Raw genomic sequence first — 16,376 nt, forward strand, 5'->3', positions numbered from 1 at the left:
TTTTTACCTCGTATAATTTTCGAGTATTTTTTGGATACTATGATATACTCTTTTACTATTTTTTTTATCGTAATACTCGAAATATTTGGATCTAATCTTTTTTCTTTCTATTGTAAATTCATCATTAATTAATGTCTTTTCAATTTGGTCAATTAGGTCAATCCAGTTTTCACATTTCACCCCAGGTGTTACCTCATTATAATCTTCATATAACTCACGGTCTTTAGTTAAATACTGATTAAAGTCAAAAGGAAAGAATATAATAGGTTTATCTAATAATAAGTAGTCGAAATAGATACTTGAATAATCAGTGATTAATATGTCGGTGTATGGAAGTAGCTCATTAATGTCATTTAAAATACTAGAGTTTACAAAAATAATATTGGAGAATTCTTTAAATTTATGATTATTAAATACTTCCGAGTTAATATAATGCATATTGATTAATATTACGCTATTATTCTTAATTAAAAATCGATTCATCTTTATCAGATTATCTTTTGAAATTACTTTTAAAAATATATTACTATCTGCTCTAAAGGTGGGTGCATATAAAATGATCTTTTTCCCTTGGAAATTTGAAATGTAATTATCAAGTTCACTTGAGGTTGAAAATTTAAAGTCTGTTCTTGGATATCCTGTTAATAAAACTTTTTCCAAAGGAATATCAAATGCCCTTGAAAATATTTTACTAACGTAATCACTTGGGGAAATTATATAATCCCAATTATTTTTAGTGAATGGAAATAATTTTTCTTTAATCATATTAAATTTTTGTCTCTCAGATTTACTTGTATACAACGTGTCATCTTTTCCAATTTTTTTCAAAGGAGTACCATGCCACAACTGAATTTTTACTGAATCATAAGAAGCAACAAAATTAACGTCTTTTAAACTAGATGTGGTTATTGTGACCGCTGCTCTAGCGCTATACCATAATCCCTTTATAGAATATGTATGATAAACTAACCCTCCATGATTCTTAATTAGGGGAATAAGACTTTTATTCTTAGTAATCCAAACAGTTTTTACTTTTGTTTCAGGTAATTTATTTATATATTCATAAAGGTATTTTGAATTATCCGAGTATTTCTGACCATACCAAGCTCCGAAGACCCAGATGTTTTTACTTTTAGGGATTGATTTAATTAAATAAAATAATATTAGCGAAAAACAAAACATAAAAATTTTATTAACTTGCTTAATACTTTTAACCATAAAAATTCCCTTCTTTTTATTTAATAAAAAGAGCTAAGCCTAATTTTCAACTTTTTAGTAATAACCACTAAATAACACAAATTTAAAGTTAAAGAAGTAAATACACTTATAATTGCTGCACCGTATATCCCGAAATGAGGAATAAACATATAATTCAACACTATATTTACTATCAACACAAATACTACTGATATAGCCCTTAACTTTTGCAAATTTTTCGCGGAAACCAACGTGCCCAATCCCGTTCCTAGATATCTTATCAATATGAGGAACGAAAAAATTCTTAATAAAGATTTAACAGGTTCATAACCTTCTCCATAAAGTATAGTTGTGATAGGGCCTGAAAGAATAAAAAGTAATACAGATATTAATAAACCAAAAACTGCACTTAGTTTATTCATTTTTTTAAAATCGACCGTATTAAATTTCTTTGCCAGGGTTGGTAAATAAATATTACTTATCACTTCTGTTATTATTAGAGCTCCCACAACTATTCTCATTGCTGCTTGATATAATCCAACTCCTTCACTTCCAACAAAAGAATTGATAATTATTGTATCAAATTGAAAATACAAAGCTCCTATCCCTATATGAATTGCGTACGGAAAATAAATGCTCATAGTTTTAGTTAATTCACTGAATACAACTTTCTCTTTCGATCTCCCAAATCTCTTTTTGTAAGTAAAATAACTTATCATAAAAAACAAAAACTTTGAAAGTAAGAAACTTATGGCAATATTATTAATATTTTTTGTTAGTAATAATGTAGCCACCACTATTATAAATTGTAATAAATTTGATAGGACAGTGACTTTACTTTCTATGTTAAACAGATTAACGCCTCTAAAAGGCAAGCAAAAGAATTGCGAGAAAGAATTGAATGTGGCCATTACCAATAATAGGTTTAGTAAAAAAACATAATCATTATCTAAGTGATTTAACAATAAATAGAGTTCAACTATTACAAAAAGTGCAGAAGTAATTACTACTTTTGTTTTATATGCAACCGAAACAATTCTTTTAATGTTCTCTGGAGCTAATGAAACCTCTTTAACTAACCTAATAGAAAATCCATAGTCCACCAATAAGATGAGCAAGTTAACTAACGTAAAGGGGTACATAAATTGGCCAAATTCTTCAACCCCTAATACTCTAGCCATAACAAAAAAAATCACCAGGTTAGAAAGGACTTTTGAAAGAATTGTTAGAAGCATGAAAACTCCATTCCTTTTCAATTATCTTGTTACCCCTTTAAAATTATTTTTAAGATAGCGTGACATTATTTCTTTCAACAACTTGACTCTACTGGTTAAAATAATTGATAATCCATTATTTTTCTCCAAGTTGGTGACTGTACTTCCGTGTCTCCTGTAAAATATTAGCTTATCCTTTATAAACAAAGTATCTGAGTAAATTGAAATTATTAATCCAATCCAATAATCGTGCATTGGTACATTTTGGGGTATTGGTAATAATATTTTTTTCATATCACTTCTAAAAGCCATTGCACACCCTAAGAAAGAATTTTTGTAGAAGTTTTTCCAGAAACCAGCTCTACTTTTACGAATATCATAAAAGGAATTGTTTATTATGTTTAAGTTTTCATCAGTTACGAATGCATCAGACACGATTAATTTCACTTTATTATTTTCATTAAAGTATTTTTGAGTAACTTCTATTTTATTATCTACCCATACGTCGTCTTGGTCACTTAAATAAATATAATCACCTGCAGACAACGTGATAGCTAGTTCAAAAGATTTAATTACTCCTCTATTTTCTTCATTATTAAATAGTCTTATTCGATCATCATTTATATTTTTTATTACTTCTGTTGTTCTATCTGAAGAATTGTCATTTACTATTATTAACTCATCATTATTATTTAGTTGGTTTAATATTGAACTAATTTGCTCAAGTAAATAGGTTTCACCATTATATACTGCCATGCAAACAGAAATCATTACTATCTCCTTATTTTACTGTGTCTTTGATCTTTTTCTTAATAATAGTTGTGGATATCCCCGGCGTCCGATTAAAGTATTTAACATTACACCATTTATCCAAATCATCAAACTTACCCACCCAGTCACTTCCCATTACAAATGTGTCGATATTATAGGTAATAATGTCTTCAATTTTTTGCTCCCAGTCACATTCAGGAATTACTTTATCAACATATTTTATAGACTCTAATATTTGTCTCCTCTGATCGAAAGTATAAAAGGATTTTTTTCCTTTTAAATCATTAAATTCATCTGTAGATAGTCCTACAATTAAATAATCTCCTAAATCCTTAGCATTTTTTAATATATTAATATGCCCAGGGTGCAATAAATCAAAAGTTCCATAAGTTATTATGTTTTTCATCTTTTCCTCCTAGTAGGCATCATTTGATCCAAATAAAACTTTAATAGTTTTTAACATTATCTTAATATCTAAATAAATATTTTGTGATTTAATATATTGTATATCAAGTTCAACCATTTCTTTGAATTGAATATTACTTCTCCCGCTAACCTGCCATAGACCAGTACATCCTGGAGTTACCAATAATCTTTGCATGTCATACTCAGAATATACTTTAACTTCTCTAGGAAGTGGAGGACGTGGTCCAACCAAACTCATGTCACCTTTTAAGACATTCACTAGTTGAGGAAGTTCATCGATACTGGTCTTACGAATAAACTTACCAACTGCTGTAATTCTAGGATCATCTTTCATTTTAAACATTGCGCCTTCAATTTCATTGTGCTTTAACAACTTTTCTAATCTCGCTTCTGCATCTGTAACCATAGAGCGAAACTTATACATATTAAATTCTTTTCCATTTTTACCTACTCTTTTTTGGGAAAAGAGTATTTTACCTTTAGGGTCTTCTATTTTTATCGCAAGTGAGACTATTATGAATAATCCTAATAATATAATTATTCCTATTGAAGCTCCTAATATATCTATTATTCTTTTTAACCTTAGGTTCCTTGGTGATTGATTTCTTAAGTTTTTATTTATTTGTTGATCACTTTGTTCAATTGACAGTTTGTTACCTTCTAGTAAAGTATTCACTGTATCACCTCTGATTTTTCCAGTTCTTCAGCTATAAGGGTTTTAATAAAACTCAAAACTTCTAACCTTATATCTTCGTGTTTCAAAGCAAATTCAATTGAGGTTTGTATAAATCCTAGCTTTTCCCCAACATCATACCTTTTACCAATAAAATCGAGAGCATATACATGCTGAATTTGATTAAGTTTCTGTATAGCATCTGTTAATTGAATTTCTCCTCCAGCTCCAGTTTCCTGAATAGCTAAGTATTTAAAGATTTCTGGGGTTAAAACATAACGTCCCATAATAGCTAAATTAGATGGTGCAGTACCTGGCTTAGGCTTCTCTACGAATTGTTCTACTTGATAAAGACGATTATTTTTTGTGGATGGATCAATGATCCCATAACGATGTGTTTGTTCATTGCTAATTGTTTGTACCCCTATAACCGATGAATGTGTTTTTTCATATTGATCAATTAATTGGCGTAAACAAGGTACATCACTTTGGACAATATCGTCTCCTAGTAATACAGCAAACGGTTCATCTCCAATAAAATTTCTAGCGCACCACACAGCATGTCCTAAGCCTTTAGGTTCTTTTTGTCGAATATAATGAATATTCGCTAAATCATTTGAATATTGAACCTTTTCTAATAATTCTATCTTTCCTTTTTCAGATAGGTTTCTTTCAAGCTCAGGAGCCTTATCAAAATGGTCTTCAATGGCTCTTTTCCCTTTACCTGTTACAATAATAATATCTTCAATCCCAGACGCAATTGCTTCCTCAACTATGTATTGAATTGTAGGTTTATCTACAATTGGCAACATTTCTTTTGGCATAGCCTTAGTGGCAGGTAGAAATCTTGTACCTAATCCTGCTGCAGGGATGATAGCTTTTCTTACTTTTTTCAATTTGAAATCCCCCTTGATTTTCTTTTGAAGGTGTTTTGCTAACGACATAATAAATACCTAATGAAAAAACACCATTTCCAAATGTTTTTTCATTAGGTATCCAATTGGAACCTGAACCAACTTATGTATAAAGCGTTTACATTATTTTTCTTTACTCTTGTTTAATAAAATAGTAAATGTGGGCATCTAACCCTTCCTCACATCCCACCATTGACGACGAGCGTCTAAGGCGAAGCTTTTCTTCACCCACGGCGTGACCGAGTACCTCCAATGATAATGGTAAGGAGACATTCCCAAAATTCTACTGTTGTCTGTGTGCAACTTTCTGTTCCTTATTTACCAACGACAATAGTACCTTAGGATTACCTGTATCTTGATTTAATCAGAAGATTCCTAGGAACTTCTTCTTCTTGATCAATTCAGGTATTTCTTTATAAATGTTTTTTCCATCGACCAGCAATTCTGCATTTTCCGTAAAGTAATAGACCATGTCTATTCCGTACTTTTTCTCTATATAGTCCATCGCTTCTTCCATTTTGAAGGTGCGATTGCGTATGTTATGAGCGTCTGATGCGATGAAGTGTGTCAGGTTGGCTTGGATCATTTGCTGTGAGAACTTCTGGATGTTCTTGCCGAAGTACCCTGTAAGGCTGGAGGCTGTCAGTTGCGTTGCGGCGCCCCCTTGTACAAGCTTGTAAAGTTTATCCGGTCGTTCGATCAGCTCTGCATTCCGTTCGGGATGAACGATGACAGGGGTAAGGCCTGCTACCTGAATATCGTAGAGAAGCTTTTCCGCGTATCTTGGAACTGAACTTGAAGGGAATTCAATAAAAAGATATTGAGATACGTGATTCAGCGGTAAGATGTCACCCTTTTGGTAATCTTCTAAAATCTCACCATAAACGCGGCACTCTTGACCCGGAAGAACTTCAAGGTTGATGCCTTCTTCTCTTAAGCGATTATTTACTTCTTTTACTAGTGGAAGGATGTCCGACTTCACGTTGTCGTATTTTCCATTACGATGATGAGGAGTCGCAATGATTGTATGGATCCCTTCTGAGACAGCTTGTTTTGCCATGTCGATACTATCGTAGATCGTATTGGCTCCATCGTCTATCCCGGGCAGGATATGGCTATGAATGTCAATCATTACTAACCCCTCCTCTTTCTAGTTCTTTCGACTTAATTTTACACCGAATACCATTTTACACCACTAGGTATATTTGTAAAGGGGTGAATTTTGTCGAATGCGGATTAATTTCCGTAGTAATAATAATAATCTGTTTCTGACGCTTTTTTATTATTTAGTACACAACCAAGTAGTTTTCCTTTTGCCGATTGTAAAAGTTCCTTCGCTTTCTTTGCTGGTTCCATTTCCGTCTTTCCGCTTGAAACGACAAGGATGCTTCCATGACATTGATTCGCCATAATTTGGGCATCTGTTACGACCAGTACGGGTGGCGTATCAAAGATGATCAGGTCATACTCTTCATAAGCATCGACAAAGAATTGCTGCATCGCCCTTGAACTTAATAGCTCCGCTGGATTCGGTGGTACCGGACCGCTTGACAGAATATGAAGTTTGTCCACTCCGCTGTCTTTAACGGCTTCCTTTAGAGTCACTTGTCTCGATAAAATATTCGTTAGTCCTGTCGTGTTAGGGAAGTTAAACGTATAGTGAACCGTTGGCTTTCTCATATCTGAATCAACAAGGAGGACCGTCTTACCCTGTTGAGCAAAGACTACCGCTAAGTTTGCGGCCGTCGTAGACTTCCCTTCCCCTGGACCTGCAGAAGTAACCATGATCGAACGGTATTCCTGATCGACGGATGAGAATTGGATATTCGTACGGATCGTACGGAATTGCTCCGACACCGGAGACTTAGGATTCGCTTTCGCGATGAGCTTACGTATATTTGCGTTCATTGATTTCTTCTGTTTATTAAACACCGACACTTTCACCTCTGCGTCTTGACGTTCTTTCCTGGCGATGAGCTACCTTCTGAAATTCACTGTCTGTGATCGTCGGGATTACACCTAGTACAGGGAGCTCGAGACCTTTTTCGATATCTTGCTCTGTTTTGACTGTGTTGTCCAAGAATTCTAATAAGAATGCAAGTCCTACACCTGCCATTAATCCGACTACTAGTGCAATCGCAATATTTAATAATGGCTGAGGTTTAATCGGAGATGGGTTTTCTCCTAGTTCCGCCTTTGCAAGGATGCTCACATTATCGACGTTCATGATTTTCACAATTTCGGTTTGAAAGACTTCAGCAATCTTATTCGCGATAGCCGCAGCTTGTTTGGGGTCTTCATCCTGCACGGAGATGTTCACAACTTGTGAATCCTTTTCACTTTGAACCGTTACTTTTTCATTTAGAGCCCCAGTCGTCATATCTAACTTAAGATCATCAATAACGATATCAAGAATAGCCGGGCTCTTCATAATGACATTATACGTATTGATTAACTGCAGGTTGGTTTGCACTTCCCCTACATTAAATGACTGTTGGTCGTCTTTCGATTTATTCACGAGCAATTGAGTGGACGATTGATAGATTGGTGTGAGGACAAAATAGCTAATGGCCGCACTTACCAATACTGCCATAAGGGTCAGTATGATGATGAGACTCATGCGTTTCTTCAACGTCTGAATGAGCTCTTTTAAACTGATGGTTTCTTCCATGATAGCCTCCTAAATTTCTTCAAAAATAAAAATCTCGTCATATTATATCATAAGTTCTTGTTATTTTTAGGGAATCTTGTCATAATTTTAATAGAATTGAAATCTTTTGTTACATATCTATTAAACAACAGATTGTTTATTATTGGAAGGGCTAATCGTAATTGGTTCAATTTTCCAAGTTCATTAATCATAGGAGGTTCGTAATGAAAAAGGTCTTTATTTTTTTCCTACTTATATTATGTGGTGGGGTTATTGTGTATGGAAATCTTCACTGGAAGTCGATGACGCCGAGCTCTACATCTGCCGATTCGTCTACAAGTCCTGAGAAAAAACAGCAATCTGATAAGAGTGATTCATCATCCCTTGGAACAGAAGAAGGGGAGTATCTATCTATTACAGTCAATTGGCCGGAAGATGCCCGTTCCCTCTATAAAGAAAAGCTGGGAGCTGAAGAACCCTTTAAAATTGTACTGATGGGGTCGCCCGAAATGGATTCCATTGAAGAGGGATGGAACGATAAGGTAGCGGACGCTTTAGAAGATGAGTATGGGGACACGGTTTCCATTGAAAGTCTTTCCTTTGAAACCAATACACTTGAGTTCGTGCGTGAGGAAAGATATGAAGAAGTAGGGAAACTACAGCCTGGGCTCGTCATTTTTGAGCCGTTCGTCTTTAAAGATAATGGAAATGTGATGATTGAAGACTCACTTCAGAGCATTGACACCATAATGGAAGAAGTAAAAGAAGTATCACCCGGGGCTTCTTTTGCACTTACACCTCCCCAGCCTATTTATCAGCCTAAAAATTATGCTGTACAAGTGTCTCAAATCCAGGAATACGCAGAAGAGAATGATATTCCGTTTATCGACCACTGGTCCAACTGGCCCGATGTAGAAGATGAAGAGATCAAAACGTATTTGGATGATGTCAGCAGTCCGAACGAGCAGGGACACACCGCCTGGGCCAAAGGAATCATTGACTTCCTGGTAGAAAAGGAATAATTTTTTACTATTTTAGGAATAATTTAGTTTTTTCCACCAAATTATGTGATAAAATGACGGTATTATCTATCAAACTATGACAATAAAGGAGAAGTGTACGTGAAAAAGACATTGGTTTCTGTAGCAGCTACGGCTGTTCTCTCGTCTTCGTTTGTTAGCTATGCCTCGGCAAACACTCACAAGGTGGAATCAGGCGACTCCCTTTGGCTGATCGCAAACAAATATGACACAAGCGTTGCCAACTTGAAGAGTTGGAACAAGCTGCAGTCGGAAATGATTTTCCCTAATCAGGTATTGAAGGTTGCCGCGAGTGGTGCACAAGCTCCACAAGCACTAGCACCGCCTAAGCAGGACTCAGGTCAATCCTCTGCTAAAACGTACACAATCAAGTCCGGAGATACATTAGGACAGATTGCCGGCAAGCATTCGATTTCCCTTGCTGATTTAATGAGCTGGAACGGATTGAAAAATCATTTGATCTATCCCGGGCAAGTGTTGAAAGTGTCGAAATCAGGTACCCAGCCTGCCCCTACAAGTCCGGCACCCGCTCCGGCTCCTCCCAAACAAGACGGTTCGATGACAAGTTATTCAGTGAAATCTGGTGATACCTTGTCTCATATCGGTATGAAGTTTGGTGTGACGGTAGCCCAACTAAAAAGTTGGAATGGACTTTCGAGTGATTTCCTATCGGTCGGACAAGTCCTGAAAGTGTCTAAATCAGGGGTTAAACCGGCACCTGTCAGTCCGGCACCGGCACAGCATGCTCCGCCTAAACCGAACAGCTCCATGACAAGCTATACCGTTAAGTCGGGAGATACCCTGTCTCATATCGGTGCAACATTCGGTGTAAGCGTGAGTGACTTAAGAAGTTGGAACGATCTTTCCAGCGATTTCCTGCGCATCGGACAGGTACTGAAGGTGAAGGGAACGCCTCAGGTAGTCAAGCCTCCTGCAGCACCGGCACCAAGCCAATCTTCGTCCTTTTCCGTTGATAAATTATTAAGTGAGGCAACGTCTCATATGGGAACCCCTTATGTGTGGGGAGGCTCATCGGCCAGCGGCTTTGATTGCAGCGGCTTCATCTATTATGTCTTTAAAGAAGCCGGAGCAGGTAGTGTAAAGCGTTTATCCAGCGAAGGGTACTACAGCCGCTCCTATTACGTGAATACCCCTCAGCCGGGTGACCTTGTATTCTTCGAAAATACATATAAAAAAGGCATTTCTCACTTAGGCATTTATTTAGGAAACAATGAATTCATCCATGCCGGGGACAACGGCGTCCAGGTTACCAGTTTGAGTAACTCTTATTGGAAATCGAAGTTTGATGGTTTTAAGAGATTTTATGAATTGTAGAAGAGTAGAACCCGATGACACATATGTCACCGGGTTCTTTTTATGGTGTATAGAAATCCTGCGTATAATAAACTCCGTACTCACCGCCGAAGTATACGCCTGCACCCAGCTTTTTGAAGAGGGGGCTTAGGATGTTCTGACGATGGCCGGGTGAATTGACCCAGGCATCGTGGACAGCGATGGCATTGAACTGACCCGCTGCGATGTTTTCCCCTGCTGATGAGTAAGAGATGCCAGCCTGGTCCATTCTCTGAAAGGAGGATAGACCATCCGGGTTATCATGACTGAAGAAGTTTCTTGTCGCCATGTCTTTGCTGTGGGCTCTCGCGACCTCCTGAGCTTTAGTATCTGACTGGAGGGGAGCCACCAAATGTCGTGCCCGTAATGCATTTGCCTGGTCGAGGATCTGTTTTTCCATGCTGTTTCTAAGTTCGGTGATGTTCACGTCCGGATTGGTTATCGTAAAATCGTCTCTCTTGATTAAGATGCCGGAAAGTGTATTCCCATCATTTTTATCATAATAGGTGCGAATAAGCATTTCATCGTAATCATAGTCGTTTGCCTGGTTGTGACTGGCTCCTATGTGATTCAATTTGGTTTCTACTTCTGTTTTGCTAAGACCAAGCTTAAGTCCGGATTGTGACACCCAGCTATCCGAGTTTGAATAGACCGCCACAACGATCCCTTTAAATACACCGTATTGGATGTACTTCTTGGGATCTTTATTATAAACATACCAATCAAAGTTGAATCTGCTTTCATCGATTCGTTGTGGATCACCTAAGGTAGAGCGAAGGAATTCTTTAGTGGCGTTGACATGAACTCCTTGGAAACGAAACTCTTCCAGGCTTCCAGTTAACTTTTCCTCGACACCTGATGAAACGGCGTTGATCCCCCCAAGAATTCCGAATGAGTCATAAGAATGAACCAGACTTTTTATTGGTGAAGGAACAGCCTCTTTCTTCACTAATAATATAGGTGCGTTTTCTTTCGCTGCCAGTACAGAACCCGATAAGGCGTCTGCGAAGTTTGTTCCCGTGGCTACATAAGCCTTGTTTTCTCCCATCGTAAGCCCTTCTATGATGTTCTTTGCCGTTTCATAGCGATCGATTCCGCCATACCTGATCGTGTCGGGGAGCTTTGATTCAATATTCGCAGAAATCACTCCGTTACCTCCGACTAGAATGGTCTCTAGTTTCTGCTCTGTTACCTTTAGGGTGGACGACGGTAGAGAGTTGGTTTCCGTCAACACAATCGGGATGCCATGTTTGGCGGCATATGGAGCCACTGCCAGTGCATCCGGAAAGTTCCGTCCGTTGGCCACAATAGCCTTCTTGGAAGGTAAGTAGCTGGCGATCTTGGCAGCCGTTTGGAAACGGTCGTCGCCTCCGACCCTTGTAATCTCGATATCATTCTTTTTCAATTCGGTTTCAATGGTTGCATCGATTGCGCCGGTTCCACCTAATATGTAGATACGCTTTGCCTGTAAACGCTGAATTTCCTCCCTTGTTTCAGAAGGCAGTCGGTTTTTGTAGGTTAATAGAATTGGAGCTCCCATTTTATACGCTAGCGGTCCCCCTGCAAGGGCATCGGGAAACGTTTGTCCATTTGCAAGGACCACCGTGTCAGATTGATCCCATCCCCATAATGAAATCTGCACAGCTGTATCAAAGCGATTCTCTCCACTGATCCGGTTTACATTTGCCTTTGCTGTGTCCAGTTTTACCAGACTGAATGCAAGGATGATGAGTAAAATGGTTATGCCGGTTTTTTTAATCAAATGATCCCCTCCCTATTTTATTCTCCATTATTATAATACCAAATAAATCCAAGTATTTGAGTATCAGTCGACAATTCATTCCTGTATTCTGATACTTCTGACAGAAAGAGACAAAATTTTACTAATGTATTCCCTTTTGCCGTCATTTCTAGTATATTTTTCTTATGTGTAAAATTTATTATTTATAGGTGGGAAACATTTTGAGAGCAGATAAACATAACAAAAAGCGTAAATGGCCTAAAGTGGTTGCTATCGGCTTGATCCTTTTACTTGTAGCTGGTGGGGGATATGCCTATTCCATCTACCATTCACTGAATAAAACGGCTGAAACGATGAATGAGAAGATCGACCGTCCGAAGTCGGAGAAGCGGACTGAGGAAGTAAAATTTGAGAAGAAACATCCGTTTTCTGTGCTATTGTTAGGGGTGGATGAGAGAGACGGAGATAGAGGCCGATCGGATTCTATGATCGTTGTGACTGTGAATCCTCACGAGAAAACGACGAAGATGATGAGTATCCCCCGTGACACCCGCGTCGAAATCGTAGGTAAAGGAATGGATGACAAAATCAACCATGCCTATGCTTTCGGTGGCGTAGAAATGACGATGGATACAGTGGAAGAATTCCTGGATATACCGATTGATTATTATGCAAAGATCAATATGGAAGGATTCAGGGATATCGTTGATGCGGTCGGCGGGGTAACCGTGCAAAATGATTTCACCTTCAACTACGAGGGGTATACTTTCAAAGAAGGTTCATTAACTTTGAGCGGTAAAGAAGCTCTTGCCTATTCCCGTATGCGCTACGAAGATCCACGTGGTGATTTCGGTCGTCAGGCAAGACAGCGCCAGGTAATTCAGGCGGTTATTAAAGAAGGTGCGAGCGTATCGTCCCTATGGAATTACGGCGATATCTTCGGAGCTATCGGCGAAAATGTGAAAACGAACCTGACTCTTGAAGAAATGGTTGATATTCAGAAGAACTACAAATCGGCGACAAAAGATATTTCTCAAAGTCAGATTGCCGGTGAAGGGGCTAAACTCGGCGGTATCTACTACTACATCGTTCCTGAAGAAGAGAAACAAAAAGTTCAGAGTGATCTGAAGGATCATTTGGATTTGAATTAATATGGATGAAACCGGCCTTTAGGGTCGGTTTTTTATTTTGGACAGGAAAGGAAAAAGGGCAGGTGCATTATGCAGCTGCCCCTTTTTCGTTGATCAATATCGATTTCCCCAGCCATATACCACCGGCAATACAGAGTAGTCCCAACAGCGAGAGAAAGAACAGGGATGACCTTCCCTCATCTTGATATGGTAAGTCCGTATAATACCCATGGGTTTCATCCGAGATTCCCTTGATCCACTGGGTCTCGAGCTTTGATTTTGTATCTTCCGTGAAGTTGCTTTTCTTTACGATTCCATTTTCATTGATGGTGTATGTTCTGAATTTGGTGATTGAGTTATTTTCTTTTACGGGAGTTGTGTCCAGGCTGACGATGAATTCTTCTTTTCCGGTTTGTTTATCCTTCATTACTTTGTATTGAATGACGCCGGAGTAAGGTTTCATCCCTTCTTCTTCAGGATTTACCTTATGTCCTTTCAGCTTCGCCTCCACTTCATCATTTATTTCAAGGATGATCGTGGAAGGATTGCTTTCACTTTCCACATACGTATTCAATTTCACACCGTGAAAGACTTGGACTGCATCGATCATGCCGTCTTCTTGTAAAGAGACGAAATCATATCTTTTATCGAATGCATTTTGGTAGAAGCTCTCTCTGACAGATTGGATCAGGAAGTAAGTTACTAAGAGAATGATGATGATTCCGATGATCACTAAGGAAGCACTGATAAATAAGAATTTTTTTCTTTTTACATTCATTTTCTCTTCACTCAAATCTTCAATTAGATTTTTTGTATGTGATCTCTATTGGGTGAAGTTCTCAATTTTGCGGCGGATAAATTGGATGAATTTGTCATCACCTTGAAGCTCGAATACGATAAGTGCCTTCTGCATGTATTTCTGTGCTTCGTTAATGATCCCTTGAAGCTCATAATTGTAGCCGATATGGTAATGAAGCTCCCCCAGGAGGTACATATTGTCTTTCAGCACACACCAATCGATGGCTTCGTTGCAATACTGGATGGACTCCTCAAAATTTTTCAATCGGGTAAGGACCCTCGCAATATTGTAGTAGAGTCTGGTTCTTAGTGTGAAGTCATGCAGATTGGGAAGGGCGAGGATATGGGTTTTCACTTCCTGATAGATTTCGAGAGCCTTCTTCCAATCTCCTTCTTCCGAATACATGACACCTATGGTGAGAAGGATCTCAATTTCACGTTCTGTCCAGATTTTATCCGTCGTATGGGACAAAGAGATGGCTTCTCTCAGGATCTCTTCTGCTTTTCCCACGTTTTTATTGAGCTCATATTGATAAATTCCTTTATGCCATTGAAGTAACTGAAGATTCCGATTATTATTAAAGAACAGGGGATTCTCTTCTTCCGCCGTTACGATTTCTTTCATTTCCTTATAGTTCATGCTTCTTCTTGCAATCTGAAGCTGCTTGCTGACTTCTTGTACATAATCTAACCGGGGTGTCATTCCTATATCGAAGAAGTAGTTGACGTCTACACCTAACTTCCTTGATATTAAGAATAGTGTTGAGGCGTAAGGGAACACATCACCTTTTTCAATCTTACTGATCTGAGCCTGGGTACATATTCCTTCTGCCAGCTCTTCTTGGGAAAGACCGATGTTCTTACGTAATTCTTTTATCTTTTGACCTACAACACTAAAGTCCATTTACATCTCTCCTAAAAAAATATTCCTATAATTATATTTTTCTTTCAAAAAATGCGAATGAGCTATCTTTCGGTGCTGAAAATGGTCCATAAGCCCCTACAATGCCTCTCATCACATTTTTAATATATGGTTTAATATTATTATAACTCTATAATCAATGATACCTAAAATTACTCTATTTGAAAAAGGGAGGAAATACCCATGAAAAAACGTTTGTTAACATTCGCTACCGCTTCTGCCTTACTTTTAGGAGCTTTCGGAGCTGTTCAGGCTACTTCCATTCAATCAGCTGAGCTTCCGCCAGTATATTCTCCATCAAGTACAGATGTGGCAGCAGAACTTCCACCTGTCTACTCTAAATCAAGCGTCGAAATAGCTGCAGAATTACCACCTGTATACGCTAAGAAAGAATTACCACCTGTATATTGATCCTATTCGTCTCCAGAGCCTGGAGGCTTTTTTATTTCCTTGAAGCCCGCGAAGAAAGGGTTTTCATTTCTTTCTGTACAACCCTGCCGTTAAATGGAGAAACTCCCCTACTCTAAGAGTAACATACAGGTCCGTCCCTCAAAATATTCTTTTAAGAATATGCCCGAAGTTATATAAATGATGAAAACGAGACCTTTCGGTATGAATTCAAAACCAATATCCCCTTTATTGCTTTGTGGTGCCAAATACCTTATTCCATAATTTCTGATAGGATAAAAGTACAATAAAAGAAAGGGGGCTTCATGATGAATAGCATAAGCATGAAAGTAAATCCTCTATACTCGGATTTGGATATGTCGATCCAGTTCCAATTTGAATTTTCCAAAGGTGATTGTAAGGTCGGGGAAGCCATGGTATCCACATATGCCATCAACAACAACGTGGCGTATCGTAAATCGCAAAGCGTGACAGCAGCTAAGGTTGAAAAGTGTGCCGTCATTGATCAGTTCGAAATTGCAGGTGACCTTGGAAAACCCTGTATGAAGAAGCTCCGACACTTCCTGAAAGTGATCGGGATGAAAGAAATTCATTCGGGTTATGATATGGCGCGGGAGAAGATTAGTAATTAAGGTTTTGTTTAGATTGAAGAGGCTGTCCTTGTGATGAGGTCAGTCTCTTTTTGCACCATTGGCTTTAAAACTTTCTCACTATTCTTTTCAACACGATATACTTTCTTCTATTAGTTTGTTTTAACCTGACTAAAACCGGTAATGCCACTAGCTTCATTCCACTGATTAGAAGGGCTGCATAGGCAAATGAGTTCAATAAAAAGTATTCCAGGTTGAGCAGTAATACTCCCATCGAGCATAAGCCCCATAATATGGCCTCCATTCCCACCCTGCCCTCGAATGTCATGTTCTTTTTATAGAGTACTGTTGGGAGCACGGCAACGATGACGGATCCAAGGAGCAGGAATAGTATGGCGTATATCATGCCTATAATCGCTGTTATCATATGAGTTCCTCTTATTTCTATAAAGTCCTACTCCTGTTTCATTTCACCTTTTCTTTAGTAAAATCCTTCTAATTTAAATATTTATATAGTACCTTCCCCAAAGTACGAAAAGAGCTTCGGCA

18 protein-coding genes are annotated in these 16,376 nt (G+C 38.1%); 5 read left to right on the plus strand and 13 right to left on the minus strand.

Annotated elements, in window-relative coordinates; genetic code table 11:
- Positions 1-3: 3 nt before the first annotated feature.
- The 9 genes from TV75_RS16685 to TV75_RS16725 all read right to left on the minus strand — a co-directional run bounded on the left by TV75_RS16685 (position 4) and on the right by TV75_RS16725 (position 7,866).
- Positions 4-1,218, minus strand: coding sequence for a CDP-glycerol glycerophosphotransferase family protein (locus TV75_RS16685; protein ID WP_044339934.1), 1,215 nt, complete (start codon positions 1,216-1,218; stop codon positions 4-6).
- Between the two features lie 20 nt (positions 1,219-1,238).
- Positions 1,239-2,453 (minus strand): flippase, encoded by a 1,215-nt coding sequence (locus tag TV75_RS16690; RefSeq protein WP_044339935.1) that lies wholly within the window; start codon positions 2,451-2,453, stop codon positions 1,239-1,241.
- Positions 2,454-3,182: a glycosyltransferase family 2 protein gene (locus tag TV75_RS16695; protein ID WP_044339936.1), complete on the minus strand. Its 729-nt coding sequence runs from the start codon at positions 3,180-3,182 to the stop codon at positions 2,454-2,456.
- Positions 3,183-3,192: 10 nt separating this feature from the next.
- Positions 3,193-3,588, minus strand: coding sequence for a glycerol-3-phosphate cytidylyltransferase (tagD, locus tag TV75_RS16700; RefSeq protein ID WP_044339937.1), 396 nt, complete (start codon positions 3,586-3,588; stop codon positions 3,193-3,195).
- Positions 3,589-3,597: 9 nt separating this feature from the next.
- A complete protein-coding gene (locus TV75_RS16705; protein ID WP_044340007.1) occupies positions 3,598-4,230 on the minus strand; it encodes a sugar transferase in 633 nt (210 codons plus the stop codon).
- A gap of 50 nt (positions 4,231-4,280) precedes the next feature.
- Positions 4,281-5,177: a UTP--glucose-1-phosphate uridylyltransferase GalU gene (gene galU, locus TV75_RS16710; RefSeq protein ID WP_044339938.1), complete on the minus strand. Its 897-nt coding sequence runs from the start codon at positions 5,175-5,177 to the stop codon at positions 4,281-4,283.
- A gap of 382 nt (positions 5,178-5,559) precedes the next feature.
- Entirely contained in the window at positions 5,560-6,327 is a 768-nt protein-coding gene (locus tag TV75_RS16715) for a tyrosine-protein phosphatase (RefSeq protein WP_044339939.1), read from the minus strand.
- Positions 6,328-6,431: 104 nt separating this feature from the next.
- Entirely contained in the window at positions 6,432-7,103 is a 672-nt protein-coding gene (locus TV75_RS16720) for a CpsD/CapB family tyrosine-protein kinase (RefSeq protein ID WP_044340008.1), read from the minus strand.
- A gap of 16 nt (positions 7,104-7,119) precedes the next feature.
- Positions 7,120-7,866 carry a YveK family protein gene (locus TV75_RS16725; RefSeq protein ID WP_044339940.1) on the minus strand — a complete coding sequence of 249 codons (747 nt, stop codon included), beginning with the start codon at positions 7,864-7,866 and terminating at the stop codon, positions 7,120-7,122.
- A gap of 203 nt (positions 7,867-8,069) precedes the next feature.
- On the opposite strand from TV75_RS16725, the gene TV75_RS16730 reads away from it, so the two are divergent.
- Together TV75_RS16730 and TV75_RS16735 are read left to right on the plus strand one after the other, a co-directional pair.
- Positions 8,070-8,867 carry an SGNH/GDSL hydrolase family protein gene (locus tag TV75_RS16730; protein WP_044339941.1) on the plus strand — a complete coding sequence of 266 codons (798 nt, stop codon included), beginning with the start codon at positions 8,070-8,072 and terminating at the stop codon, positions 8,865-8,867.
- 99 nt (positions 8,868-8,966) lie between these two features.
- A complete protein-coding gene (locus tag TV75_RS16735; RefSeq protein WP_044339942.1) occupies positions 8,967-10,220 on the plus strand; it encodes a C40 family peptidase in 1,254 nt (417 codons plus the stop codon).
- A gap of 40 nt (positions 10,221-10,260) precedes the next feature.
- Here the strand turns inward: TV75_RS16735 and TV75_RS21245 are convergent, their stop codons facing one another.
- On the minus strand, positions 10,261-12,000 hold the full coding sequence (locus TV75_RS21245) for a cell wall-binding repeat-containing protein (RefSeq protein WP_052504599.1): 1,740 nt from the start codon (positions 11,998-12,000) through the stop codon (positions 10,261-10,263).
- A gap of 200 nt (positions 12,001-12,200) precedes the next feature.
- On the opposite strand from TV75_RS21245, the gene tagU reads away from it, so the two are divergent.
- Complete coding sequence (gene tagU / locus TV75_RS16745; RefSeq protein WP_044339943.1) at positions 12,201-13,130, plus strand: polyisoprenyl-teichoic acid--peptidoglycan teichoic acid transferase TagU; 930 nt, start codon at positions 12,201-12,203, stop codon at positions 13,128-13,130.
- 67 nt (positions 13,131-13,197) lie between these two features.
- Here tagU and TV75_RS16750 read toward each other — a convergent pair whose 3' ends face one another.
- Together TV75_RS16750 and TV75_RS16755 are read right to left on the minus strand one after the other, a co-directional pair.
- Positions 13,198-13,887: a hypothetical protein gene (locus tag TV75_RS16750; protein WP_044339944.1), complete on the minus strand. Its 690-nt coding sequence runs from the start codon at positions 13,885-13,887 to the stop codon at positions 13,198-13,200.
- Between the two features lie 45 nt (positions 13,888-13,932).
- Positions 13,933-14,811 (minus strand): helix-turn-helix domain-containing protein, encoded by an 879-nt coding sequence (locus TV75_RS16755; RefSeq protein ID WP_044339945.1) that lies wholly within the window; start codon positions 14,809-14,811, stop codon positions 13,933-13,935.
- Between the two features lie 201 nt (positions 14,812-15,012).
- On the opposite strand from TV75_RS16755, the gene TV75_RS16760 reads away from it, so the two are divergent.
- On the plus strand, positions 15,013-15,240 hold the full coding sequence (locus TV75_RS16760; protein ID WP_044339946.1) for a hypothetical protein: 228 nt from the start codon (positions 15,013-15,015) through the stop codon (positions 15,238-15,240).
- 302 nt (positions 15,241-15,542) lie between these two features.
- Complete coding sequence (locus TV75_RS16765; protein ID WP_156142495.1) at positions 15,543-15,869, plus strand: hypothetical protein; 327 nt, start codon at positions 15,543-15,545, stop codon at positions 15,867-15,869.
- Between the two features lie 64 nt (positions 15,870-15,933).
- Here the strand turns inward: TV75_RS16765 and TV75_RS16770 are convergent, their stop codons facing one another.
- Positions 15,934-16,254 (minus strand): hypothetical protein, encoded by a 321-nt coding sequence (locus TV75_RS16770; RefSeq protein ID WP_044339948.1) that lies wholly within the window; start codon positions 16,252-16,254, stop codon positions 15,934-15,936.
- Positions 16,255-16,376 lie beyond the last annotated feature (122 nt).

This window comes from Rossellomorea aquimaris, assembly GCF_000935355.1.
Classification (GTDB): Bacteria; Bacillota; Bacilli; order Bacillales; family Bacillaceae_B; genus Rossellomorea; species Rossellomorea aquimaris_B.